General features: G+C 67.1%; 21 protein-coding genes and 1 pseudogene. 12 read left to right on the top strand and 10 right to left on the bottom strand.

Translation table 11 applies throughout. The features are described from left to right. Window positions 1-8: 8 nt before the first annotated feature. The gene (gene pbpC, locus C1924_RS14545; RefSeq protein ID WP_108765940.1) at window positions 9-2,390 is read left to right on the top strand and encodes a penicillin-binding protein 1C; all 2,382 of its coding nucleotides are present in this window, start codon (window positions 9-11) and stop codon (window positions 2,388-2,390) included. Between the two features lie 348 nt (window positions 2,391-2,738). Here the strand turns inward: pbpC and C1924_RS14540 are convergent, their stop codons facing one another. Continuing rightward, window positions 2,739-3,326 (bottom strand): ferritin-like domain-containing protein, encoded by a 588-nt coding sequence (locus C1924_RS14540; protein WP_108765939.1) that lies wholly within the window; start codon window positions 3,324-3,326, stop codon window positions 2,739-2,741. 29 nt (window positions 3,327-3,355) lie between these two features. Next, complete coding sequence (locus tag C1924_RS14535) at window positions 3,356-3,838, bottom strand: peroxiredoxin (protein WP_108765938.1); 483 nt, start codon at window positions 3,836-3,838, stop codon at window positions 3,356-3,358. A 260-nt stretch (window positions 3,839-4,098) separates the two neighbouring features. Between C1924_RS14535 and C1924_RS14530 the strand changes: the two genes are divergently transcribed. Then, complete coding sequence (locus tag C1924_RS14530) at window positions 4,099-4,992, top strand: DnaJ C-terminal domain-containing protein (protein WP_108765937.1); 894 nt, start codon at window positions 4,099-4,101, stop codon at window positions 4,990-4,992. A 70-nt stretch (window positions 4,993-5,062) separates the two neighbouring features. On the opposite strand, the gene pilH is transcribed toward C1924_RS14530, so the two are convergent. Next, entirely contained in the window at window positions 5,063-5,434 is a 372-nt protein-coding gene (pilH, locus tag C1924_RS14525; RefSeq protein ID WP_005410644.1) for a twitching motility response regulator PilH, read from the bottom strand. A gap of 88 nt (window positions 5,435-5,522) precedes the next feature. Next, window positions 5,523-6,518, bottom strand: a complete 996-nt coding sequence (locus C1924_RS14520) for a YhdH/YhfP family quinone oxidoreductase (RefSeq protein ID WP_108765936.1) — start codon at window positions 6,516-6,518, stop codon at window positions 5,523-5,525. Window positions 6,519-6,670: 152 nt separating this feature from the next. Here C1924_RS14520 and hflK point away from each other — a divergent pair, with 152 nt between their 5' ends. From hflK to C1924_RS14480, 7 genes are all read left to right on the top strand, one after another. Further along, complete coding sequence (gene hflK / locus C1924_RS14515) at window positions 6,671-7,804, top strand: FtsH protease activity modulator HflK (RefSeq protein WP_108765935.1); 1,134 nt, start codon at window positions 6,671-6,673, stop codon at window positions 7,802-7,804. Further along, window positions 7,801-8,664 (top strand): protease modulator HflC, encoded by an 864-nt coding sequence (locus C1924_RS14510; RefSeq protein WP_108765934.1) that lies wholly within the window; start codon window positions 7,801-7,803, stop codon window positions 8,662-8,664. The genes hflK and C1924_RS14510 overlap by 4 nt, the downstream gene beginning before the upstream one ends. Window positions 8,665-8,733: 69 nt before the next feature. Beyond that, complete coding sequence (locus C1924_RS14505; protein WP_079222788.1) at window positions 8,734-8,919, top strand: DUF2065 family protein; 186 nt, start codon at window positions 8,734-8,736, stop codon at window positions 8,917-8,919. 499 nt (window positions 8,920-9,418) lie between these two features. Continuing rightward, the gene (locus C1924_RS14500) at window positions 9,419-10,711 is read left to right on the top strand and encodes an adenylosuccinate synthase (protein ID WP_108765933.1); all 1,293 of its coding nucleotides are present in this window, start codon (window positions 9,419-9,421) and stop codon (window positions 10,709-10,711) included. A 704-nt stretch (window positions 10,712-11,415) separates the two neighbouring features. After that, window positions 11,416-11,772 carry a hypothetical protein gene (locus C1924_RS14495; protein WP_108765932.1) on the top strand — a complete coding sequence of 119 codons (357 nt, stop codon included), beginning with the start codon at window positions 11,416-11,418 and terminating at the stop codon, window positions 11,770-11,772. A 216-nt stretch (window positions 11,773-11,988) separates the two neighbouring features. After that, the gene (locus C1924_RS14490; RefSeq protein WP_108765931.1) at window positions 11,989-12,633 is read left to right on the top strand and encodes a hypothetical protein; all 645 of its coding nucleotides are present in this window, start codon (window positions 11,989-11,991) and stop codon (window positions 12,631-12,633) included. Between the two features lie 229 nt (window positions 12,634-12,862). Beyond that, the gene (locus tag C1924_RS14480) at window positions 12,863-13,480 is read left to right on the top strand and encodes a DUF4259 domain-containing protein (RefSeq protein WP_108765930.1); all 618 of its coding nucleotides are present in this window, start codon (window positions 12,863-12,865) and stop codon (window positions 13,478-13,480) included. 4 nt (window positions 13,481-13,484) lie between these two features. Here the strand turns inward: C1924_RS14480 and C1924_RS14475 are convergent, their stop codons facing one another. The 3 genes from C1924_RS14475 to C1924_RS14465 all read right to left on the bottom strand — a co-directional run bounded on the left by C1924_RS14475 (window position 13,485) and on the right by C1924_RS14465 (window position 15,592). After that, window positions 13,485-14,132 carry a M23 family metallopeptidase gene (locus C1924_RS14475; protein WP_108765929.1) on the bottom strand — a complete coding sequence of 216 codons (648 nt, stop codon included), beginning with the start codon at window positions 14,130-14,132 and terminating at the stop codon, window positions 13,485-13,487. Window positions 14,133-14,136: 4 nt separating this feature from the next. Continuing rightward, window positions 14,137-15,093: a L,D-transpeptidase gene (locus C1924_RS14470; protein ID WP_108765928.1), complete on the bottom strand. Its 957-nt coding sequence runs from the start codon at window positions 15,091-15,093 to the stop codon at window positions 14,137-14,139. 94 nt (window positions 15,094-15,187) lie between these two features. Further along, window positions 15,188-15,592, bottom strand: coding sequence for a hypothetical protein (locus C1924_RS14465; protein ID WP_108765927.1), 405 nt, complete (start codon window positions 15,590-15,592; stop codon window positions 15,188-15,190). A gap of 79 nt (window positions 15,593-15,671) precedes the next feature. Here C1924_RS14465 and C1924_RS14460 point away from each other — a divergent pair, with 79 nt between their 5' ends. Both C1924_RS14460 and C1924_RS14455 read left to right on the top strand, forming a co-directional pair. Next, on the top strand, window positions 15,672-16,037 hold the full coding sequence (locus tag C1924_RS14460; protein ID WP_108765926.1) for a MerR family transcriptional regulator: 366 nt from the start codon (window positions 15,672-15,674) through the stop codon (window positions 16,035-16,037). Window positions 16,038-16,138: 101 nt separating this feature from the next. After that, window positions 16,139-18,265: pseudogene (locus C1924_RS14455) on the top strand (methyl-accepting chemotaxis protein). 54 nt (window positions 18,266-18,319) lie between these two features. Here C1924_RS14455 and C1924_RS14450 read toward each other — a convergent pair. Then, a complete protein-coding gene (locus C1924_RS14450; protein WP_108765925.1) occupies window positions 18,320-18,961 on the bottom strand; it encodes a hypothetical protein in 642 nt (213 codons plus the stop codon). A 249-nt stretch (window positions 18,962-19,210) separates the two neighbouring features. Between C1924_RS14450 and C1924_RS14445 the strand changes: the two genes are divergently transcribed. After that, window positions 19,211-20,005 (top strand): hypothetical protein, encoded by a 795-nt coding sequence (locus C1924_RS14445; RefSeq protein ID WP_254051143.1) that lies wholly within the window; start codon window positions 19,211-19,213, stop codon window positions 20,003-20,005. A 99-nt stretch (window positions 20,006-20,104) separates the two neighbouring features. On the opposite strand, the gene C1924_RS14440 is transcribed toward C1924_RS14445, so the two are convergent. Both C1924_RS14440 and C1924_RS14435 read right to left on the bottom strand, forming a co-directional pair. After that, entirely contained in the window at window positions 20,105-20,488 is a 384-nt protein-coding gene (locus C1924_RS14440; RefSeq protein WP_108765924.1) for a hypothetical protein, read from the bottom strand. A gap of 23 nt (window positions 20,489-20,511) precedes the next feature. Then, a complete protein-coding gene (locus tag C1924_RS14435; protein ID WP_254051285.1) occupies window positions 20,512-22,494 on the bottom strand; it encodes a catalase in 1,983 nt (660 codons plus the stop codon). Window positions 22,495-22,703: the final 209 nt, after the last annotated feature.

The following is a 22,703-nucleotide window of genomic DNA, read 5'->3' as shown; positions in this document are numbered from 1 at the left end:
ACGCTGCAATGAAGATCAACTGGACCACCCGGCAGGCGGCCCTGCGCCGCCGGCTGCAGCCGCTGTGGCCCTGGCTGCGCTGGGGCACGGCGGCGCTGCTGGTGCTGCTGCTGGTGCTGGATTTCGCCTTCCCGCCGCCGCTGCCGAAGCAGCGCGATACCAGCACGCTGGTGGTGGCTGCGGATGGCAGCCCGCTGCGGGCCTTCGCCGATGCCGAGGGCGTATGGCGCTACCCGGCCTCGGCCGACAGCGTTTCACCGCTGTACCTGCAGGCACTTCTGACCTACGAGGACCGCTGGTTCTGGCAGCATCCCGGCATCAATCCGCTGGCGATCCTGCGCGCCAGCAGCCAGTTGCTCCGGGGTGGCCATATCGTCTCCGGCGGCTCGACCCTCACCATGCAGGTCGCGCGCATCCTCGATCCGCATTCGCGCACGCCGTGGGGCAAGCTCAAGCAGATGCTGCGCGCGGTACAGCTGGAAGTGCACCTGTCCAAGGCGCAGATCCTGGCGCTGTATCTGGAGCGTGCGCCCTACGGCGGCACCGTCGAGGGCGTGGAGGCGGCCAGCTGGGCCTACCTCGGCAAGCCGGCCACGCAGTTGTCGCACGCCGAGGCCGCGCTGCTGGCAGTACTGCCACAGGCGCCCAGCCGGCTGCGCCCGGACCGGCACCCGGAAGCGGCGCAGAAGGCGCGCGACAAGGTGCTGGCGCGCATGGCCGAACAGGGCGTGTGGACCCCGGAGGAAGTGGACGACGCACGGATCGAGAACGTGGTCGCGCGCTCGCTGCGCCCGCCGATGCATGCGGCGCTGCTGGCACAGCGGCTGCATTCGGCGCAGCCGGGCCAGGCGCGCATCCAGAGCAGCATCGACCTGGACCTGCAGCGCACGCTGGAAGAGCGCGTGGCCAGTTACTTCTCCACGCTGCCCGAGCGCACCTCGGCGGCCCTGCTGGTGGTCGACAACCAGACCCTGCAGGCGCGTGCCTACGTAGGCACGCTGTCCTTCGGCGACCGCCAGCGCCTGGGCCACGTGGACATGGTGCAGGCGTGGCGTTCGCCGGGTTCCACCCTCAAGCCCTTCCTGTATGCGATGGCGCTGGATGATGGCCTGATCCATTCGGAAAGCCTGCTGGTGGATGCGCCGCAGAGCTTCGGCGGCTACCGGCCGGGCAATTTCGATGAGGCGTTCAACGGGCCGGTGGGAGCAGCCAGCGCGCTGCGCCTGTCGTTGAACGTGCCGGCGGTGGACCTGCTGCAGCGGGTGGGCCCGGCGCGCTTTGCCGCGCGTCTCTCGCACGCGGGCATCCAGCTGCGCTTTCCACCCGGCAGCACGCCCAACCTGTCGCTCATCCTCGGCGGCACGGGCGCGCGGCTTGAGGATCTGGTCGGCGCCTTCGCCGCGCTCAACCGCAATGGCATTGCCGGCCGGGTGCGCTACACCCAGGACGAACCGATGATCGAGCGCCGTCTGGCCTCGCCCGGGGCCAGCTGGATCGTGCGTGAGATGCTCGAATCCAACCCGCGCCCGGGCTATGGCGTGGGCACGTTCGATGTCGGCGGGCGCCCGCGCGTGGCGTGGAAGACCGGCACCAGCTATGGCTATCGTGATGCCTGGGCGATCGGCAGCACCCGCCACTACACCGTGGGGGTGTGGGTGGGGCGGCCCGATGGTACGCCGCTGCCGGGCCAGTACGGCGCGGTCACCGCGCTGCCGCTGATGTTCGAGGTGGTCGACAGCCTGCCGCGGCAGCGTGGCGATGCCGCGGCTGCACCGATGCCGGCCAGCGTCAGCCGCGCCGATGTGTGCTGGCCCACCGGCGAACTGGCCGAGGCGTTGCCCGCGTCGCTGTGCCAGCGGCGCATGCCGGCCTGGCTGCTGGACGGCGGTGTGCCGCCAACCTTCCCCGAACGTGAGGCCCGCCGCTGGCAGCCGGGCCGGCAGCGCTACATTGCCGATGCGCGTACAGGGCAGCGGCTGTCCGCCGACTGCCGTGCGCCACACGCGGAAGTGGAGCGCGAGATCGCGCGCTGGCCGGCATTGCTGTCACCGTGGTTGCCCAAGGCCACGCGCGATGCATCGCAGTTGCCGCCACTGGCCGCCGATTGCCGGGACGATGGCCGCGAAGCGAGCGTGGCCTTGCACATCGATGGCTTGAACGATGGCGCGGCGTTGGCCCGGGCCCCCAACGCACAGCATGGCGTGCGCCTGCAGCTGCGCGCGCTGGGCAGCGAGCAGGCGGTGGACTGGCTGCTGGATGGGCGCTGGATCGCCCGCACGCAGGGGGCGCAGTTGATGCAGCGCGAGTTTGCCGAGCCCGGTGCGCATACGCTGACCGCACTGGCTACCGATGGTGCGTGGACGCAGGTGCGGTTCACCGTTTTGCGCTGACGCCGGCGCTGCCGGTGTAGACGCTCCTGGTAGACGCCCACCTTGGTGGGCGGTTTTCTCAATGCCAACCAAGGTTGGCATCTACCAGAGCAATGCCAACCCCTGGTAGACGCCCACCTTGGTGGGCGGTTTTCTCAATGCCAACCAAGGTTGGCATCTACCAGAGCAATGCCAACCCCTGGTAGACGCCCACCTTGGTGGGCGGTTTTTTCAGTGCCAACCAAGGTTGGCATCTACCAGAGCAATGCCAACCCCTGGTAGACGCCCACCTTGGTAGGCGGTTTTTTCAGTGCCAACCAAGGTTGGCATCTACCAGCGCGATGCCAACCAATGTTGGCATCTGCCGGATCATTTCCCGATCCACCCGTCCAGCAGGTCGGCGAACTCATCGGCGTGTTCCTCCTCCTGCGCCAGGATCTCCTCCAGGATGCGCTTGGTGGTGGTGTCGCGGTCGCCGATGAAGGTGATCATCTCGCGGTAGCTGTCGATGGCGATGCGTTCGGCCACCAGGTTCTCACGCACCATGTCGCGCAGGTCGCTGCCTTCCTTGTACTCGGCATGGGAGCGCTTGGTCAGCGTGTCCGGATTGAAATCCGGTTCGCCGCCGAGCTGCACGATGCGCTCGGCCAGCTTGCCCGCATGCGCCTGTTCCTGCTGCGCGTGCTCGAGGAATTCGGCCTTGACCGCATCGGCCAGCATGCCCTTGGCCATGAAGTAGTGCCGGTAGTAGCGCAGCACGCACACATACTCGGTGGCGAGGGCATCGTTGAGCAGCTTGATGACGGCCTTGCGGTCAGCGCTGTAGCTGTCGGTGATCGCACCGTCCTCGATGTTGCGCCGCGCGCGCTCGCGCAGGGTATCGCGGTCGCTGATGCCGGGCACCTGCGTACCGGGCGTGGTGGTGGACTTGCTGGCTTTGGCTGGCTTGTTGGACATGGCTGGCCGGTTCCTCTTGCAGTGGGGTGTCAGGTGGGGAGGTGCTCCAGCACGTAGTCGGCCGAGGACACCTCGAACTGGCCGGGCTCCTCGATCCAGGCGGCGCGTACCACGCCGTCATCGACATACAGGGCGAAGCGGCGTGAGCGGATGCCCATGCCTGAGGCGCTGGCATCCAGTTCCAGGCCCAGCGCGTGGGTCAGTTCGGCATTGCCGTCGGAGAGCATCTGCAGGCCATCGGGCACGCGCTGGTCGGCGGCCCACGCCTTCATCACGAACGGATCGTTGACGGCCATGCAGTACACATCGATGCCGCGCTGGCGGAATGCCGCGAACTTTTCCACGAAGCCGGGCAGATGGCGCGCCGAACAGGTGGGGGTGAAGGCACCGGGGACGGCGAACAGAACCACCTTGCGTGCATCGAACAGCGCGTGGGTGTCCACGGTTTCGATGCCCTCGCGGATGCGCTTGAGGGTGACTTCCGGAATACGGTCGCCGACTTGGATCGTCATGGGAACTCCTTGCTGTGGGCAGGCTAGTGGGCCTGATGGGAGGGAGGCGTCAAGACATTGGAAACCCGGCGTGCACACCCCATCCTGAGGCCATGCCGGCAGCGTCGCCAGCTCCAGCCTGGGGCAGGGGAGCGGTGGGCGCATTGCGCTGGATCATCCGGCATCACCGGCCCGGCATGGGCAGCGGCGTAGCATGCCGGCGCGTAGAATGAACCTGGGGCGGCGCCACCGGCGCGGCCGAAGCAGATCGAGGTAGCTGGATGGAATTCAAGGATTACTACGCCACCCTGGGGGTGGAACCGAGTGCGGGCGAGGCGGAGATCAAGACCGCTTACCGCAGGCTGGCGCGCAAGTACCACCCGGACGTGAGCAAGGAGGCGGGCGCCGAGGACAAGTTCAAGGCGGTCAACGAGGCCTACGAGGCACTGCGCGACCCGGAAAAGCGCGCCGCCTATGACCAGCTGCGCGCCCAAGGCTATCGCCCGGGCGAGGAATTCAACGTGCCGCCGAACTACGGTGGCGCCGGCGGTTTCAATTTCGAGGAAGTGTTCGGCGGCGGCGGCGCGGGCGGTGGCTTCAGCGATTTCTTCGAGAGCCTGTTCGCGCGCCAGCGTGGCGGCCAGGGCGCCGGCCCGGGCCCGGGCTTCAGCAGCCAGGGCCATGCACCCAACCGCGATACCCGCGCCAAGCTGTCGGTGCCGCTGGAAGCCGCGTACAGCGGTGACAGCCTGCGCATCACCGTCAATGGCAAGCAGCTGGACGTGCGCGTGCCGAAGGGCATCCGCCCCGGCCAGGTCATCCGTCTGGCGGGGCAGGGCAACCACGGCGGCAATCTGCTGCTGGAAGTGGAGTACGCCGCCCATCCGCAGTTCGAGGTCGATGGTCGCAACATCCTCTACACGCTGCAGGTAACGCCCTGGCAGGCGGCGCTGGGTACCAGCATCAGCGTGCCCACCCTGGGTGGGGGCGTGGAGTTGAAGATCCCGGCCGATTCCGATGCCGGCCGCAAGCTGCGCCTGCGCGGTCGTGGCCTGCCGGGCAACCCGGACGGCGACCAGATCGTGGAACTGGAAATCGTTGCGCCCGCGGCGACGAACGAGGCGCAGAAGAAGGCCTACCGGAACCTGGCAAAGGCGTTCGGCGAGACCATTTGAAGGTAGTGCCGGCCGCTGGCCGGCGGATTTGAACGCGTGCCAACCAAGGTTGGCACCTACCGGGAACGTCTCAGCCCTGGCCGGCGAACACGCGTTCCAGCACCTCGGACAGTTCGTCTTCGGAGAACGGCTTGGTGATGTAGGCCTTGGCGCCCTGGCGCATGCCCCACATGCGGTCGGTGTCCTGGTCCTTGGTGGTCACCAGGATCACCGGAATGTGCCGGGTCGCCTCGTCGCGGGCGAGCGTGCGGGTGGCCTGGAAACCGTTGAGGTTGGGCATCACCACGTCCATCAATACCAGGTCGGGCAGTTCGGCTTTCGCCGTTTCCACCCCGGCCGCGCCATCGGTCGCGGTCAGGATCTGGTGCCCGAGTTTCTCGACGATGCGCTGTATCCCCAACAGCTGCGACGGTGAGTCGTCGACGATCAGAATGCGTGCCATGTTGTTCCCCGTGTCATGCCCGCAGTGTAGTGCGGGCACCTTGCGGGTGGGAGTGGGGGCGCTGCCGTCCGTCGCCTGCCTGCGACGTTCAGTCGATCCGTACCACCGTGCGGCCCAGCGAGCCTCCGGCCAGCATCCGCTCGAACACGCCCGGCAGATCCGCCAGGCCCACTTCGGCGGTGCAGATGCGGTCCAGGTGCTGTGGCTTCCACGGCCCGCCCAGCTGGGCCCACACGGCTTCGCGCAGGTCGCGCGGCGCGCTGGCCGAAGACACTCCCAGCAGCGATACACCGCGCAGGATGTACGGCATCACCGTCATCTCCAGGGTCGGGCTGGCAGCCAGGCCGGCACTGACAACGCTGCCATAGGGCACGGTCTGCGCCAGCAGGCTGGCCAGCATTGGTCCGCCTGCATTGTCCAGGCCACCGCCGAAGCGGGCCGACTGCAGCGGCGCGGTATCGGCCAGTGCTTCGCGCGGCAGCACCTCGGTGGCGCCGATGTCACGCAGGAAGGCGGCCTGCTCTGGTTTGCCGCTGATGGCGTGCACCTCGTAACCGGCGCGGCTGAAGATGTCCACGGCCAGCGCACCGACGCCCCCGGTGGCGCCGGTAACCGCCAGTGGGCCGTGCCCCGGGGTCAGCCGGTTGTCCTGCAGGCGCAGCAGAGCCAGGGCCGCAGTGAAACCGGCGGTGCCCAGCACCATCGCATCGCGCGGGCTCAGCCCGTCCGGCTGGGCGATGACCGCACGCGATTCCAGCCGCACGTACTGGCTGTAGCCGCCGTCCCGGGTTTCGCTGAGGCCGCAGCCGGTGGCCAGCACCGCATCGCCCTCGCGCCAGGCCGGGTCGCTGGAGGCGACCACCGTGCCAGCCACGTCGATCCCGCCCACCAGCGGGAAGCGCCGCAGGATCTTTCCCTTGCCGGTGCCGGCCAGGGCGTCCTTGTAATTGACCGAGGACCAGTGGGCGCGGATCAGCACCTGGCCAGGGCTGAGGTCGTCCACGCCCAGCTGGACCAGGCCGCTGCGGTAGCCGGCATCGTCGTTTTCGATGCGGAAGGCGGTGAACGGGGTGGTGGGGACCATCGGCGCTGCCTGACTTCGAGGAAAACGCCACCTTACCCGCTCAGGGCCCTTTCAAACCTGCCAGTCCGCCCCATCTTGTATGATCGGTGAAGATTCACGGCTGGCGCCGCGGGAAGGGCCCGCGCCGCAGCCCACATTTTGATGGAGCGTGCATGGCCTGGAATACACCCGGCGGCAACAAGGGCGGACAAGGCCCCGAGGACAATCGACGCGGGCCGTTCGGGTCGCGCGGTGGTGGCAATGGTGGTGGCTGGGGCGGTCTGCCCGGGCCGCTGAAGGATCTGTTCGATGGCGGCATCCTGCGTTGGGTGGTGGCAGCGCTGGTTCTGCTGGTGCTGTTCTCCAGCTTCCAGCTGATCGGCGAACAGCAACGCGGCGTAGTGCTGCGCTTCGGCCAGTTCTCGCGGATCCTGACCCCGGGCCCGAACTTCAAGCTGCCGTGGCCGATCGAATCGGTCACCAAGGTCAATGCCACCGAGATCAAGACCTTCTCGATCCAGGTGCCGGTGCTGACCCGCGACGAGAACATCGTCAATGTCTCGCTGAACGTGCAGTACCGCATCGACGACCCGCAGACCTACCTGTTCGGTACCTTCAACGCCGACCAGGTGCTGGAGCAGTCCGCGCAGAGCGCGGTGCGCGAAGAAGTCGGCCGCGCCGACCTCAATTCGGTCCTGAACAACCGTGGCCCGCTGGCCGTGGCGGCTGAAGAGCGCCTGCAGGCGTTGCTGAAGGCCTTCAAGACCGGTCTGACCGTCACCGGCCTGACCCTGCAGGACGCGCGTCCGCCGGAGGAGGTCAAGCCGGCCTTCGACGAGGTCAATGGTGCCCAGCAGGTCAAGGAGCGACTGATCAACGAGGCCCAGGCCTACGCTGCCAAGGTCGTGCCGGAAGCCCGAGGCCAGGCCTCGCGTGCCCGTACCACCGCCGAAGGCTACAAGCAGGCCGTGGTTTCCAAGGCCGAGGGTGACGCGCAGCGCTTCAGCCTGCTGCAGGCCCAGTACAAGGACGCCCCGGAAGTCACCCGCAAGCGCCTGTGGCTGGAAACCGTGCAGCAGGTGCTGAGCGAGAACCGCAAGGTCATCGGCGGCGATGGCCGCCAGCTGATCTACGTCCCGATGACCGGAGACACCCGCCCCAGCGCCTCGGCGCCGGCCCCGGTGGTGAATCCGGAGGTGGTGATGCCGTCGCTGCCGGGTACCGCAACTGAAGTTTCCCGTGATCCCGGCCGGCCGTTGACCCGCCCGACCGGGCGTCCGAGCGGCCGTGAGGAGGGCAGCCGATGAGAAGTTCTATCTGGATTGCCGTCGTCGTGGCGGCCCTGCTGGGCCTGCTGGGGTCGGTCTATGTGGTCCGTGAGGACCAGACCGCCATGGTCCTGAACCTGGGCAAGGTGGTGCGTTCGGATATCAAGCCGGGCCTGCACTTCAAGGTGCCGGTGGTGGAAACCGTGCGCGTGTTCGATCGCCGCTTCCAGGTGCTGGACACGGCACCGGCGCGTTACTTCACCGCCGAGCAGAAGGATGTCAGCGTCGACTTCTTCGCCATCGGTTACATCTCCAACGTGGGCGATTACTTCCGTGCCACCGGCGGTGACCCGCGCGTGGCCAATGCCCGCCTGGCGCCGATCATCACCGATTCCCTGCGCAACCAGATCAACTCGCGCACGCTGCAGCAGCTGGTGTCCGGCGACCGCAGCGAGCTGATCGCCGAACAGCTCAAGGGCATCAACGAAGCGGTGTCCGGGCTGGGCATGCAGATGATCGACCTGCGCATCAAGCAGGTCGACCTGCCCACCGACAGCCAGGTGATCAACGACGTGTACGAGCGCATGCGCGCACAGCGCAAGCAGGAGGCGGCCAAGCTGCGCGCCGAGGGCGAGGAGCAGTCGCTGACCATCCGTGCCCAGGCCGACCGTGACAGCACCGTGCTGATCGCCGAGGCCGAGCGTGATGCCCAGCGCCTGCGCGGTGAAGGCGATGCCGACGCCGCCCGCATCTACGGCAAGGCCGGTTCGGCCGACCCGTCGTTCTACGCGTTCTACCGCAGCCTGGAGGCCTACCGTGGCTCCATGACCGACGGCAACGGCGTGATCGTGCTGGACAAGAACGACCCGTTCCTGCAGTACCTCAAGAACGACCGCTGAGGTCGTTCGGCAAGATCCCACGGGGCCCGGCCAGATGCCGGGCCCCGTGTTTTTTCCGGAGTGCCCCACATGAAAGATCTGTTCGCGGCCGTCTGCCTGGTGGCCGTGCTGGAAGGCCTGCTGCTGTTCGTGGCCCCACTGGCCTGGAAGCGCATGGCCGAGCGCCTGCTGGACCTGCCGAGCCCGGCCCTGCGCAGCTTCGGCGGCCTGGTGCTGCTGGCCGGCCTGAGCCTGCTGTGGTGGGCACGACATTGAACGGTAGTGCCGGCCGCTGGCCGGCAATCCCGAACGGAGCGCCTGCGTTCACACGCGTGGCCCGGCTCTGGTAGATGCCAACCTTGGTTGGCCTTGCCGGCCAGCCGCTGGCCAGCAACAAACGGTAGTGCCGGCCGCTGGCCGGCAATCCCGAACAGGCGCCTGCGTTCACACGCGTGGCCCGTCTCTGGTAGATGCCAACCTTGGTTGGCCTTGCCCGCCAGCGGCCGGCACTACCTCACATGTGTGGCCTGGCCGGCACGACCGGACAGGGCGCCTGACCGGCCGGTAAAGCCGTCCGTCGGAAAGGTGGCACCCGACCCCGGAAACCCGGATAATGCACAAAAGCCGGACGGGCCTCCCCGTTCGGCTTTTTCCGTGTCTGGGCCATCCATCGCCGGCCGCTCCCCGTTTGGAGCCGCCATCGAGGTGCTGGCCAGCCCCGCCACGGTTTACCCGTCCGCGGCCCCGATGGCCGCAACAAATCGAGGAGCCCGTCATGGGTCAGTCTGTCGTAGTGTTGGGTGCCCAGTGGGGCGATGAAGGCAAGGGCAAGATCGTCGATCTGCTCACCGAGGAAATCGGCGCCGTGGTGCGCTTCCAGGGCGGCCACAATGCCGGCCACACCCTGGTCATCAATGGCAAGAAGACCGTCCTGCACCTGATCCCGTCGGGCATCCTGCGTGACGATGCGCTGTGCCTGATCGGCAACGGCGTGGTGATCTCGCCGGCCGCGCTGCAGAAGGAAATCGCCGAGCTGGAAGCCTCCGGCGTCGAAGTGCGTTCGCGCCTGAAGATCTCCCCGGCCGCGCCGCTGATCATGCCGTACCACATTGCCCTGGACCAGGCGCGCGAACGCGCTGCCGGCGGCAAGGCCATCGGCACCACCGGTCGCGGCATCGGCCCGGCCTACGAAGACAAGGTGGCGCGTCGCGGCATCCGCATCGCCGACCTGCACTACCCCAAGCAGCTGGAAGAGCTGCTGCGCACCGCGCTGGATTACCACAACTTCGTGCTGACCAAGTATCTGAACACCGATGCGGTCGATTTCCAGAAGACCTTCGACGAAGCACTGGCCTTCGGCGAATACGTGCAGCCGATGAAGTCCGACGTGGCCGGCATCCTGCACGACCTGCGCAAGCAGGGTAAGCGCGTGCTGTTCGAGGGCGCGCAGGGCGCACTGCTGGATATCGACCACGGCACCTACCCGTACGTCACCAGCTCCAACACCACCGTCGGTGGCGCACTGGCCGGCTCCGGCGTCGGCGCTGATTCGATCGACTACGTGCTGGGCATCGCCAAGGCCTACGCGACCCGCGTCGGCGGCGGCCCGTTCCCGACCGAACTGGACGATGAAATCGGCCAGGGCATCCGCGACCGCGGCGCCGAATACGGTGCCTCGACCGGTCGCCCGCGTCGCTGCGGCTGGATGGACATCGTCGCGCTGAAGCGCGCCGTGGCCATCAACGGCATCAGCGGCCTGTGCATTACCAAGCTGGACGTGCTGGACGGCATGGAAAAGCTGAAGGTCTGCATCGCCTACGAATACAACGGCAAGCGCACCGAGTACGCGCCGCTGGACGCGCAGGGTTGGGAAGAGTGCACCCCGGTGTACCTGGAATTCCCGGGCTGGAGCGAAAACACCCACGGCATCACCAACTGGGACGAGCTGCCGCCGGCCGCACGTGCCTACCTGCGTTCGCTGGAAGAGCTGGCCGGTTGCCCGATCAGCATCGTCTCCACCGGCCCGGACCGCGACCACACCATGGTGCTGCAGGATCCGTTCGCCTGAGATAGCGCTGGGCCATGCCCGGAGTGGTGGTAACGCTGTTCAATTGAAAAAGAGCGCCGCGACTCCCTATGGGGTCGCGGCGTTTTTTTTGGCCGAATCGCCGCCCGTGAACTGCCCCAGTAGTGCCAGCCCCTGGCTGGCAGAACCGAAGCCACAGCATGTCGCTTCCGGCACGCCACTGCGGCCCGCCACATCAAATTCTCCCAAGCCGCACGCCGCTCACACTCCTCGTGCGACCGCCGCATACAACTCCTGGTAAGCGATAAACGTCACGTGCAATTCTGGAGTTCAGGTTGTTTGCGACACCGTGCGTCGCACGTCCCTACGCGCCATCACATTCGCGCCTTTTCCTGTCGCTTCTGCCGTTCCCTACGCATGCAACAATTCGCCCCGCGCGCTCGATGCATCCGAGACATTCGGATTTTTCCCATTGAGTGGAAGCTGCAGGCGTAGACATCATGACGCGCCACCGAAAAAGGGTGGCCGGGAATCCAAACCCGTGACAGATGTTCCATACGCTTGCCAGCCGGCACCGTCCTGAAGCGGTGCCGGCTGGCAATCCGTCGGCCTTTATGGCGGGCGGTGCGTGGGGGTCTTCGGACCCGCCGGTCATGGTAACTATCTGTCCCGGTTTGGATCCCGCACCGTCCGCCACCCGCACTCACGCGGTGGCGCTGTCACGCACAGCCAGGGAAGCCGACGCCATGACCACTCGCAAGAACCCGCCGTTCGATGATGTTGATCCCATCAACGACGACGCCAATCCCACCGCCGATCTCAGCACGTTCCAGGGCTGCCTCACGCGCATCCGTGATGGCGAAGGCTCCGATGGCATGTTGTGGCCGGAGGAGAACCTGTCCGACGGACGACGCCAGTCTCTGGCACGGATCGACCGTGCAGCCGTGGGCATTCTCACTTCGGTGGAGATGCTGCATGCGGCAAACCGCTGTGCCGCCATGGCCACGCCCCGCAGGCATCTGGACGAAGGCGTGGTTGAAGGGCTGTTCTTCGCCTGCCGCGAACTGGCGGAACTGGTCTGCAGGGAAGTCAGGCCGGCCTGAGCCGCGCGAAAGCGCTGTGCCTTGCAGGCGAGGCCTGCGGTAGTGTCTCTCACGCTGCCGGCCAGCGGCCGGCACTACCGATGCTGCCGGTCAGTGGCCGGCATTACCGGCGCGGCGTCGCTGTACGGAGAAGCCCCGCGCATGCGGGGCTTTTTCGTTTTCGGTACTGTGGCGGCACAACCGGCAGGGAAGCGCAGCGATGACGGAGACTTCGGCATGAAAGGCGAGACGGTCGCACGGGTGACCCTGTGGCTGCTGTGGAGCCTGTGGACGCTGGCCTGCCTGGTGCTGCTGCTGGGCGCGGTGGCGAACCATCTGGCCTCTCGCACACAGACTCTGCCCCTCGTTCTGCAGCCCGGCGCAACGGCCGAGATCACGGTCTACCGGTTCATCGATGACCGTCTTCGGTTGCGCCTGCGCCACGCGGATGACGGCACCGATCCGGCCATTAATCCCGAACTGCGCCTGCGCGCGGAAACCCCGACCGACCGCGTCGATTTCCGCGCGGAGGCACGCGTGGGTGCGGCGGATCCTGATATCACCCGTACCCTGGCATCGGTGGCGCCCGACCGGTTTACCGCCTTCTACTTCGGCTACGGCCGTGGGGATGCGTTGCCACGCGGGCGCTCCTGGTTGCGGGTGACGGTGCTGGAGGTGGACCCGGCCCTGGCCGGGCGCGCGGCCACGGTGGAGCTGCTGCCCCCGATGCACGCATTGAAGGTGACCGACCTGGATTACCTGTGGTTGTGGCCGTTCTTCTTCTGGCAGCCGGTGGCGTTGCTGCTGCTGGTTGCCGGTGGAGGATTGGCGGCCGCGAGCATCGCGCTGCGGCGCTGGCAACGTCGCGCTCCCGCCCGATAGTGACAGGCGGGGGTACTTGCCAGATGCCCAATTTGGGTACGTTACTGCCCAACATGGGTATCAACGCCACCAAAGCGCCTTCCACCGGCCCCATCGGGCTGGCCGACGCGGTGTTTACCCAGACCCAGCAACGGGTGCTGGCACTGCTGTTCGGACAGGACCGCTGCGATTAATGCCTTTCTGCAGCGTGTCCTGGAACAACCCAAGGTCTGGGTGATAGGAGGGATGGATGACCTCGCCGCGCCGAATCTGCCCGGCGCGGGTAGACCGCCAGCGCGTGGAGTCTGGCAGCCCTGCATGCGAAATCCTGAACGGTCGACAGGTTGAAGGCACAAGCATCCGTGCCGCATCCTTGCGTAGCGTCAAGCGCTCCGCGCGTGGCAGAACATCAATCAACAGCAATCAAGGAAGGAGCAACATCATGGGTGCATGGGGCAGCGGTACATTCGAGAACGATGACGCCTGCGATCTGGTCTGCGATCTACGCGAAAGCACGGATCTTTCTCTGCTGGAAGACGCGCTGCGCGCTGCTGCCGAGAGCGAGGAAGATCTGGACGCCAGCGATGCCAGCAAGGCCTTGGCTGCAGCAGAAGTGATTCTGGCGCTGCTGGGCCATCCCTCGCCGGCCATTGCCGCGGAGGAAGAACTGCAGGCGTGGATGACGGCCAATCCACAGCGGCCGTCCGCTGCGCTGCTCGCATTGGCCGAGCGCGCCGTACAGCAAGTGACGGCCGAAGACAGTGAGTTGCGTGAGCTGTGGGACGAGGTCGACTCGCTGGACGAATGGATGGCCGAAGTGAACACGCTGCAGGCGGGCCTGCGCGCCGCACGCAGCGCAGCCGGCTGAGGCGTCAGCGGCCAGCCGCCTGCAGCAACGGATACGGGTTGATCGATTCGCCCTTCCACCATTGCTTCTCCGGGCCCAGCACGTGCACCTCGAAATGCAGGTGCGGGGCCTCGGCGCTGGCATTGCCGGTGCTGCCGACGTAGCCGATCACTTCCCCGCGCTTGATGGCCTGCTTTTCGGCCAAGCCATCGGCGTAACGCTGCAGGTGCGCGTAGTAGTAACACCAGCGTCCGCTGGGCTCGAACTGGTAGATCGTCAGGCCACCGCGCTCGCTGTCGAACAGCTTTTCGACTGTGCCATCGGCCACGGCCAGCACCGGCGTGCCGGCGTCGGCCATGATGTCGATCGCATCGTGCACGCGCCCCTCGCTGCGCGCATCGGTGAAGGTGTCGCGCAGCTGCGAGGGCAGGATGCCCTGCACCGGCAACAGCAGCCCCGTCGGCGCATCTCCGGTCTGCGCGGCTGCCGGTGTGGCTTCGATCGGTGGTGCCTTTGCCTGCAGCGTTACCGGCTCTTTCAACGGCGCCGTGGCCATCGCTGGCGGCGCTGCAGGCGGGGCAACGGCCACCCGCTCACCGGCATCGCGGCGCAGCCACCAGCCTGCACCCAGGCCCAGCAGAACACCCAGCACGATCAGCTGCGAAAGACGCATCGCATCACTCCTGCATCACCACGGGTACCGAGGTATCCACCGCATCGGCCACGCGCACCGCATCCCAGTTCGTCATGCGTACGCAGCCATGCGATTCGGTCTTGCCTACGTGGCCAGGTTCGGGAGTGCCATGCAGGCCGTAGTGTGGCTTGGACAGGTCGATCCAGACCCGGCCGACCGGATTGTTCGGGCCCGGCGGCAGGGTGGCCTTCTTCTCGCCCTTGCGCGCATCCCAGAACAGCTTCGGGTTGTAGTGGAACGGCGGGTCGCGGTACACGCCGAGGATCTTCCATTCGCCGATCGGCAGCGGATCGTGCTGGCTGCCGGAAGACACCGGTACCTGCGCGATCACCTTGCCCTGCGCATCCAGCAGCTGCAGGGTGGAATCGGACTTGTCGACCACCACCTTGGCCGCCTTCGGCAAGGGCGCCGGGGCAATGTTGGGGACCTGGATGCGGCTGCCGGCCTTGCCCAGATCCACACCAGGGTTGAGCGCCTTCAGCAGCTCGGGTGAGGCATGGAAGCGCTCGCCCAGTGCTTCTTCCACGCTGCCGTAGCCCAGCGCCTTCAGCTTGGCCTGCGCGGCGGGCCCCTTCGGCACCGGCTGGAATGGACCGGCCACGTCCTCTGCAGTGAGGGTGTAGCTGGCCAGTGGTGCGTTGGCATCGGCCTGCAGCGCGTTCCAGGTGGCATCGTCCAGCTCGCCGGTCACTGTCAGCCCGCGCGCGGCCTGGAAGCCGGACACCGCGCGGCGCTGGTTGCTGCCTACTTCGCCATCGATCTGGCCGGGCGAGAAGTTGGCGCGGTCCAGCAGCACCTGCGCGTGCAGGGGCGAGCGCGCTGCGATGTCCGGACCCGCGCGTTCGGCGATGGGCGCGGGCAGGTTGGCCGGTGCGTTCTGGGCGAACGCAGGAATCGTCAGCAGCGACAGCGCAAGCACGGCAACACGAGGTGAAAGCATGGGGATCTCCTGCAGAACATGCAGCCACCATGCCTGCACCCCGCGAGCAGCCGGCGTGAAAGCGCTCGTGGTTTGCTGAGTGCCAGATGAGCGCTCAACGCATCTCGCCACCTCGGACACGCCAGCTCTGCAGCACGCCAAAGCCGATCTCGGCCACGGTGAACAGCAGCAGGATCGTGCTTGCACCGTGCAGCACCGCATACACCTGCCACAGCGCGAACAGCCAGCGTGCCGCAGCGTCCAGCCGGCCCAGCAGCATGCTGGGGGCAAGCACGCGGGCCAGCGACCACATCACCACCACCGAGCCGAGCAGGTTGGCCAGCAGCATGTGCAGCGGGTCCAGCGCGGGTACCTCGCCGGGCAGCTGCCAGGCCTGGGCCAGCGCCACCATTGCCGCATGCAGCGGAGCGAAGGTCCACGGCAGGGCAAAGGGCAGGGTGACCAGCAGGTCGTAGAACGCACTGGCACGGACGATGCGGAGGTAGCGGGAGGTGAGCATGGACGCCTTCAACGGGGGAAAGAGGGCGTACTGTCAGGGCTGAAGTAAACTTCAAGGTCAAGCGTTTTCTGGAACATCCATGCAGATTGGAGAGCTGGCCAATGCCTGTGGCCTGTCGCGCGAAGCGCTGCGCTTCTACGAGAAACAAGGCCTGATCGGCGCCCGGCGCCTGGCCAACGGTTACCGCGATTACCCGGCCGAAACGGCGATGCTGGTGCATTACATCCGCACCGCCCAGCAGCTCGGCTTCACCCTGGCCGAGATCGGCCAGCGCCTGCCCAGGCTGTGGGAACAGGCCGATGCCGGACCGCTGCTGGCGGCCGCGCTGCAGGAAAAACTTGCCGACATCGACGCCCGCATCGTCGCGCTCAGCGCACTGCGCCAGGATCTGGCCACGCGCCTGGCCAGCGCCTGTCCGCTGCAGCCACACGCGGCCGCTGGCTGAACAGCCAACGTGAACCGCCACCGAAGCGCTGACGCCCGCAGCGTCAAGGTGGCGTGAGGGTGGGCCGATAAGTTCGCACCCCCCCGTTTTTGGATGTATCGATGAACTACTTGAGGAACGTCAGAGTTGCCTGGCGTCTTGGCCTGGGCTTTGCCGTGCTCCTGCTGCTGGTGGCGGCCGTGGTCGCCACCGGCGCCACCGCCATTGAAGTGCAGAAGCGCGAAATGCAGCTGGTGGTCGACGTCAGCGTGGCCAAGGTCCGGCTGCTGTCGGAAATGCTCGATGCCAACAACCAGATGATGGTCGTGCGCCGCGAAATGCTGATCCGCCAGGGGGATGCGCGCGACGCCGACGAGCAGCGCATCGCCGATCTGGTGAAGCGCTATGAAGCGAGCTGGAGCGCCTACCAGGCACTGCCCGGCGACGCCGGCGGCAAGGCCATGGGCGAGGCCATCGCGGCCAGGCGCGCCATCGCACGGCCGCTCAACAAGCAGACCAGCGAACTGATGGCGCAGGGCGATTTCCCCGGCGCCGTGGCGCTGACTTTGGGGCCGGTGCAGGACGCGGCCAACAGCTGGAACAAGGCCCTTGCCGATGGCGTGGCCTTCGAGGAAACGGAAAGCCGCCAGGCCGCCGCCGAGGCGATCCGGCTGGGCGAGCGCAGCCTGCTGCAGCTGCTGGTGCTGGGCGGCGTGGCCCTGCTGGTCGGCATTGGGGCGTCGGTGATGATCGGCCGCAGCCTGACCGGCCCGCTGGCGCGCGCAGTGCAGCTGGCACAGCGGCTGTCCAAGGGCGAGCTGGACCAGTCCTTCCACCTGGGTGGCCGCGATGAACTGACCCAGCTGGGCGAGGCCATGGCCAGCGTGCGGCAGAGCGTGCAGGCCGCCATCGGCGCGCAGCTGCAGATGGCCAAACAGCACGAGGCCGGCGCCATCGGCTACCGCATGGACGCCAGCGCCTTCCCCGGCGATTTCGGCCGCATGGTGCAGGCCACCAACAGCCTGGTGGAATCGCATGTGCAGGTGGAACGGCTGATGGCCGAGGTCATGCAGCGCTACGCGATCGGCGATCTCAGCCGCGACCTGCCGCAGTACCCCGGCGAGAAGGGCGCGTTCACCCGCACCCTGGCTGCGGTGAAGCAGAGCCTGATGGCCATCAGCGCACAGATCGACACCTTGGCCCGTGCCGCTGGCGCGGGCGATTTCAGCGTGCGCGGCGATGCCGAGGCGTTCCAGTTCCAGTACCGCGCGATGGTCGAACACCTCAATGCAATGATGGCCAGCTCGCAGGCCAGCATCGCCGATGTCTCCGACGTGCTGCGTGCGATCTCGCAGGGCAACCTGACCGCGCGAATGGACGGTGACTACGAGGGCGTCTTCGCCCGCATGCGCGACGATGCCAACACCACCACCGCACAGCTGACCGGCATCGTCCGTGGCATCCAGGTGGCGGCCGACAGCATCAACAACGCCGCACAGGAACTGGCCGCCGGCAACAGCGATCTCTCGCGCCGCACCGAACAGCAGGCCGCGAACCTGGAAGAGGCCGCCGCATCGATGGAAGAGCTGACCTCCACCGTGCGCCAGAACGCCGAGCTGGCCCGCCAGGCCGACAGCGAAGCGCATGCGGCCGGTGCTGCCGTGCGCGAAACCGAACAGGCCATGGCGCAGATGGCGGTGGTGATGGGCGAGATCGACCAGTCGTCGGCGCGCATCTCGGAGATCTCTACGGTGATCGACGGCATCGCGTTCCAGACCAACATCCTGGCGCTGAACGCGGCCGTGGAAGCGGCGCGTGCCGGTGAGCAGGGCCGTGGCTTCGCCGTGGTTGCCAGCGAAGTGCGCACCCTGGCGCAGCGCGCCGGCGTCGCCGCCAAGGAGATCAAGGAACTGATCGAGGATGCCGCCACCAAAGTGCAGAGCGGCCTGGCCGTGACCGTGCAGTCCGAAGCGGCGATCGCCCGCCTGGCGAATGCCAGTTCGCGCACCAACCAGCTGATGAGCGACATCGCCGCCGCCAGCAAGTAGCAGGCGGCCGGCATCGAACAGGTCAACCAGGTGGTGGTGCAGATGGACCAGGTGACCCAGCAGAACGCAGCCCTGGTGGAAGAAGCCACCGCCGCCAGCCGCGCGCTGGAAGAGCAGGCCAACGCGCTGACCACCTCGGTGTCGGTGTTCCAGATCTCGCAGGGCGAAGCAGCCCGCGCAGCCGTCGTGCGCGCGGCCTGATCCTCTGCAAGCGCCAGCAGGGAGCTGCCACGCGTCCGCGCGCGTGGCAGCCGCTCAGTCCTGCACGCGGTGGATGCGGCCGTCCTCGATCTTCCAGATCACATCTTCGCCCGTGGTGACGTACAGCGGCGAGCGCGCCCAGAGGCTCCAGAACACGTGCACTTCCGTCGGTGTCGGGTCGAGCATGTGGGTGACGATCATTGCCGCATTGCGCGGTGCACGCTTCAACTGGATGCAGCTGCGGGTGAACGCGCGCTGCGAGGTGATCCGGCCCTGCGCGATGTCGAACCGATAGCTGCCGCCCAGCGGGACCACGGCAGGGTCGGTGGTGGCCGGCAGCAGGTAGACCGTCCATGCATCGGCGGTCGTGCCGTCCGCCGGCAGTACCACGCTGTTGTAGGTCTTCGCGCACGCATCGACGCGGCTCTGCGTCGCCAGCGCCCGGGCAGCCGCAGCACCGGCCTGGTAGGCAGTAGGAACCGCTGGAACCGCCAGCGTCTCGGGCGCGCCAAGCAGCTTGCCCCGCGCATCGGTGGTGGCGCGGTACAGCACCACGGCGCCTTCGCCGATCATGCTGACTTCATAGCGGTCGTCCCGCCGCTCGGTTATCCAGCCCCGTACCCGGCGGTCGCCGCGCATGGCCTTCTTGAGCAGGGCATCGGTCGCGCGCTCGGCGGCCAAGTCATGCTCGAACATTTCCCTGCCCCGAGTTTCCGCCTGTGCGAGGGCCTGCGCGGTCGCCGCATCCTCTGCTGGCGGGCTGGCGCCGGAAACGGCAGGTGCTGCGGTACAGGTCAATGCCAGAAGTGCCAGCATCATCATTCGTCGGGTCATGGTCGGTCTCTTCCGCCGCGTCCTGCGGCAGGCGGAAGTATGCCGCAGACCGGCGGTCTACCGCGCGCCAGCGATTTCGGCGATGCTCGCTGCAGACACGGGGGAGGGAGCATGGACAGCAACGAGACCGAAGGCGCCTACGGCGACGTGCCACGGATGCAGGGAATGGCCGCGCCCGCCCTGCCGCCCGGCGAGGTGCCGACCGACTGGTCGATGCTGCCGTTGACCCGTGGGAATGATGACTCGGCGGTGATGCAGGCGCTGCGCCGCATGCGCCGTGAGCCGGCCCTGCTGTTCACCGTGGCCTACCTGCTGGTCTCGCTGCTGGGTCTGTGGTGCAGCTTCTGGTTCTACCGGGGCTTCAAGCTGTCGATCCTGGATTACCTGCAGCCCAGTGATTTCCTGGTGGCGGGCATCCGTGACCCGGCCTACGTGCTGCTGCTGGCCGCCGGTGTTCTGGTGGTCCTGCTGGTGAGCTGGCCGGAAACCCTGCGCATGCGCAATGCCGCCAAGCTGGAACAGCTGCGCGCACGCAGCTGGGTGTGGCGGGTGGTGCTGAAGCGCTCGTTCCTGACCAGCTGGGAGGGCGTGGGACTGCGACCACTGACCGCGATGACCCTGGCGGTAGCGCTCTTCATGGCCATCGGCGCGGCCAACTATGTGCAGGTGCGTGGTCAGCAGATCCGCGCGACGGGCAGTGGCGAGGTCATCCGGCTGCAGTTGAACGGCGACCCGACGCCATTGCCAGGCACCGCACGCCTGCTGGGGTCCAGCAGTGCTTTCCTGTTCGTCTGGTGGCCGCAGCAGCGTCGGGCCGAGGCCATACCGATAGCCTCGGTGCGGAAGCTGCAGGCGGTGACCGTGCCGGCACGTTCGGTCGCAACGACCGCCACCCCAGCCCGCTGAGGCGGGTGGGATGCATTGTTGGTGGTGGCAGAAGCCGGTGCGGTGGAAATGCCGGACCTGACGCTGCAGGTCCGGTGTGTCTGCCTGTGTGTGTGACGTTCAGTTGGCGGCGCGCGTCCGGGTGGACTTCCTGGCCGCTGTGCTGCGCGCTGCTTTGTTGCGGGCACGGGTCGCCGCTGCCTTCTTGGCGGCGGCGCTGCGGGTTGCTGCGCTGCCCTTTTTGACGGTCGCTTTCTTCGCGGCGGTTTTCGTTGCCTTGGATGCCGCGGCCTTCTTTGTCGCAGCCTTCTTCGCAGGCGCTTTCTTCGTCCCCTTGCGCGCGCTGCCGCTGCGCTTGCCGCCGCCGTCCTGCTTGTTGACGGTGGCCCAGGCGATGCGTTCGGCCGTGCTTTCACTGGCGCCGCGCTCGCGTTCGCTTTCCTCGATGTGCTCGGCCTGGCGCTTCTGCTTGTCGGTGTAGGCGGATTTGTCACCACGGGGCATGTTGCTTCTCCTGTCAGAGACGATCAGGCCAGCAGGCGCAGCTTCGGTTCCCGCGCCCATTGGCGGGTGGCCGCGGCCGCAAGGAAGCCCTTCGCATCTTCCGCTTCCACGATGCCGCCATCGTTGCCCACGCGCGCCGCCTTCAGCAGCGCCTGCCCGCCGGCATCGCTGGCGATGGCCTTCAGGTGTGCCCACGCATGGCTGATGAATTCGACCGCGGCGGCTTCCTTGGCCAGCGCCTTGGCGCCTTCTGCACTGAGCACCACGGCCACCGCATCGAACACGGCCGACGGCGTGCCGGCCAGCTGGCCATCGGCGGCCTGGCGCTTGCCATCGCTGAGCGTGGCACCGCCCACTTTCGGCGCTACCAGTTTCACGTCGGCGCCGGCCTTCTGCGCGGCCTTGCGCAGGCTGGCGATCAAGCCCGCATCGGAGCCTTCATCGAACAGGATGCCGATGCAGCGCCCCTGCAGCGTGTCTTTCGTGCGGCCGATGATGCGCACTTCGGGAACAGCGGGCATGTCCTGTGCCGGCGTTGCCGTCGGCGCGGCGTCAGGCAGGTCGGCCAGGGCCAGGCCGTCGGCCACGCGCCTGGCCAGCGATTCGTCGATGTTGCGCAGATGGCTGACGGTACGTACGCGCACTTTCAGCGTTTCAACCTTCGATAGTTCAAACACCAGCGCCGACGCGAGGTGCGCCTGCTCCGGCTTTTCCAGGCTGCGGAAGAACGCACGCGCCTGGCTGTAGTGGTCGGCGAAGCTCGCCGCACGCGTGCGTCCCTTGCGTCCGTCGTCGGCGGTTGCATGGCTGCGGAAGCCGGCCGGGGTTTCGCGCGGGCTGTCGTCTTCCAGCGAACTCGGGTCGTAGGCCACGCGACCCTTCGGCACCTGCATCTGCATGTGGCCGTCGCGCTGGTGGTTGGCGAACGGGCACTTCGGCGCATTGACCGGAATCTGGTGGAAGTTCGGCCCACCCAGGCGGATCAGCTGCGTGTCCAGGTACGAGAACAGTCGGCCCTGCAGCAGCGGGTCGTTGCTGAAGTCGATGCCCGGCGGCACGTTGGCGGGGCAGAACGCCACCTGCTCGGTCTCGGCGAAGAAATTGTCAGGCCAGCGATCCAGCACCATCCGCCCGATCACCTTCAGCGGCACCAGTGATTCGGCAATGATCTTGGTCGGGTCCAGATGGTCGAACGGGAACTGCTCGGCCTCTTCTTCGGTGAACAGCTGCACCGCCAGTTCCCATTCGGGGAAGTCGCCGCGCTGGATCGCCTCGAACAGGTCGCGGCGATGGAAATCGTTGTCGGCCGCCTGCAGCTTCAGCGCTTCATCCCACACGGTGGACTGGATGCCCAGTTTCGGCCGCCAATGGAATTTGACGAAGGTGGATTCGCCGGCTTCGTTCAACAGGCGGAAGCTGTGCACGCCGAAGCCTTCGATCATGCGCAGCGAACGCGGAATGCCACGGTCGCTCATCGCCCACATGATCATGTGCATCGATTCGGGCATCAGCGAAATGAAATCCCAGAACGTGTCGTGCGCGCTGCCCGCCTGCGGATAGCCGCGGTCGGGTTCCATTTTCACCGCATGCACCAGGTCGGGAAATTTCATTGCGTCCTGGATGAAGAACACCGGGATGTTGTTACCGACCAGATCCCAGTTGCCTTCCGGCGTGTAGAACTTCACCGCGAAACCGCGCACGTCGCGCGGCGTATCGACCGAACCGGCGCCGCCCGCCACGGTGGAAAAGCGGGTGAACACCGGCGTCTTCGTGCCGACCTCGGTCAGCACGCGTGCGCGGGTGTACTTCGCCAGTGAATGGGTCAACTCGAAGTAGCCATGGGCCGCGCTGCCACGCGCATGCACGATGCGCTCGGGAATGCGCTCGTGGTCGAAGTGGGTGATCTTCTCGCGGAGGATGAAATCCTCCAGCAGGGTCGGGCCGCGCGGGCCCTCGCGCAGCGAGTTCTGGTTGTCGGCCACCGGAATGCCCTGCGCGGTGGTCATCGGCGGGTGGGTGCCGCCGGCCTGCAGGTGCAGTTCGTCACCCTCGCCGCGGTGCTGGGTCTGGGATTTCTGGGACGGGGCGGGTGCGCGCTTGCCGGTCGGCTTGCTGGCGGCCATCGAGGGTCTCTCCGGGTACGAGGGGGCAGGCCATGACAGTCGCCCGCCGGCCGTTAACCCACGGTCCGCCGCAGGTGAACGTACGGGCAAAA

The sequence above is a fragment of the Stenotrophomonas sp. ESTM1D_MKCIP4_1 genome (assembly GCF_003086895.1).
Lineage (GTDB): Bacteria > Pseudomonadota > Gammaproteobacteria > Xanthomonadales > Xanthomonadaceae > Stenotrophomonas.
Note: the sequence above shows the minus strand (reverse complement) of the source record. Positions and strands in the feature narration are given on the sequence as shown.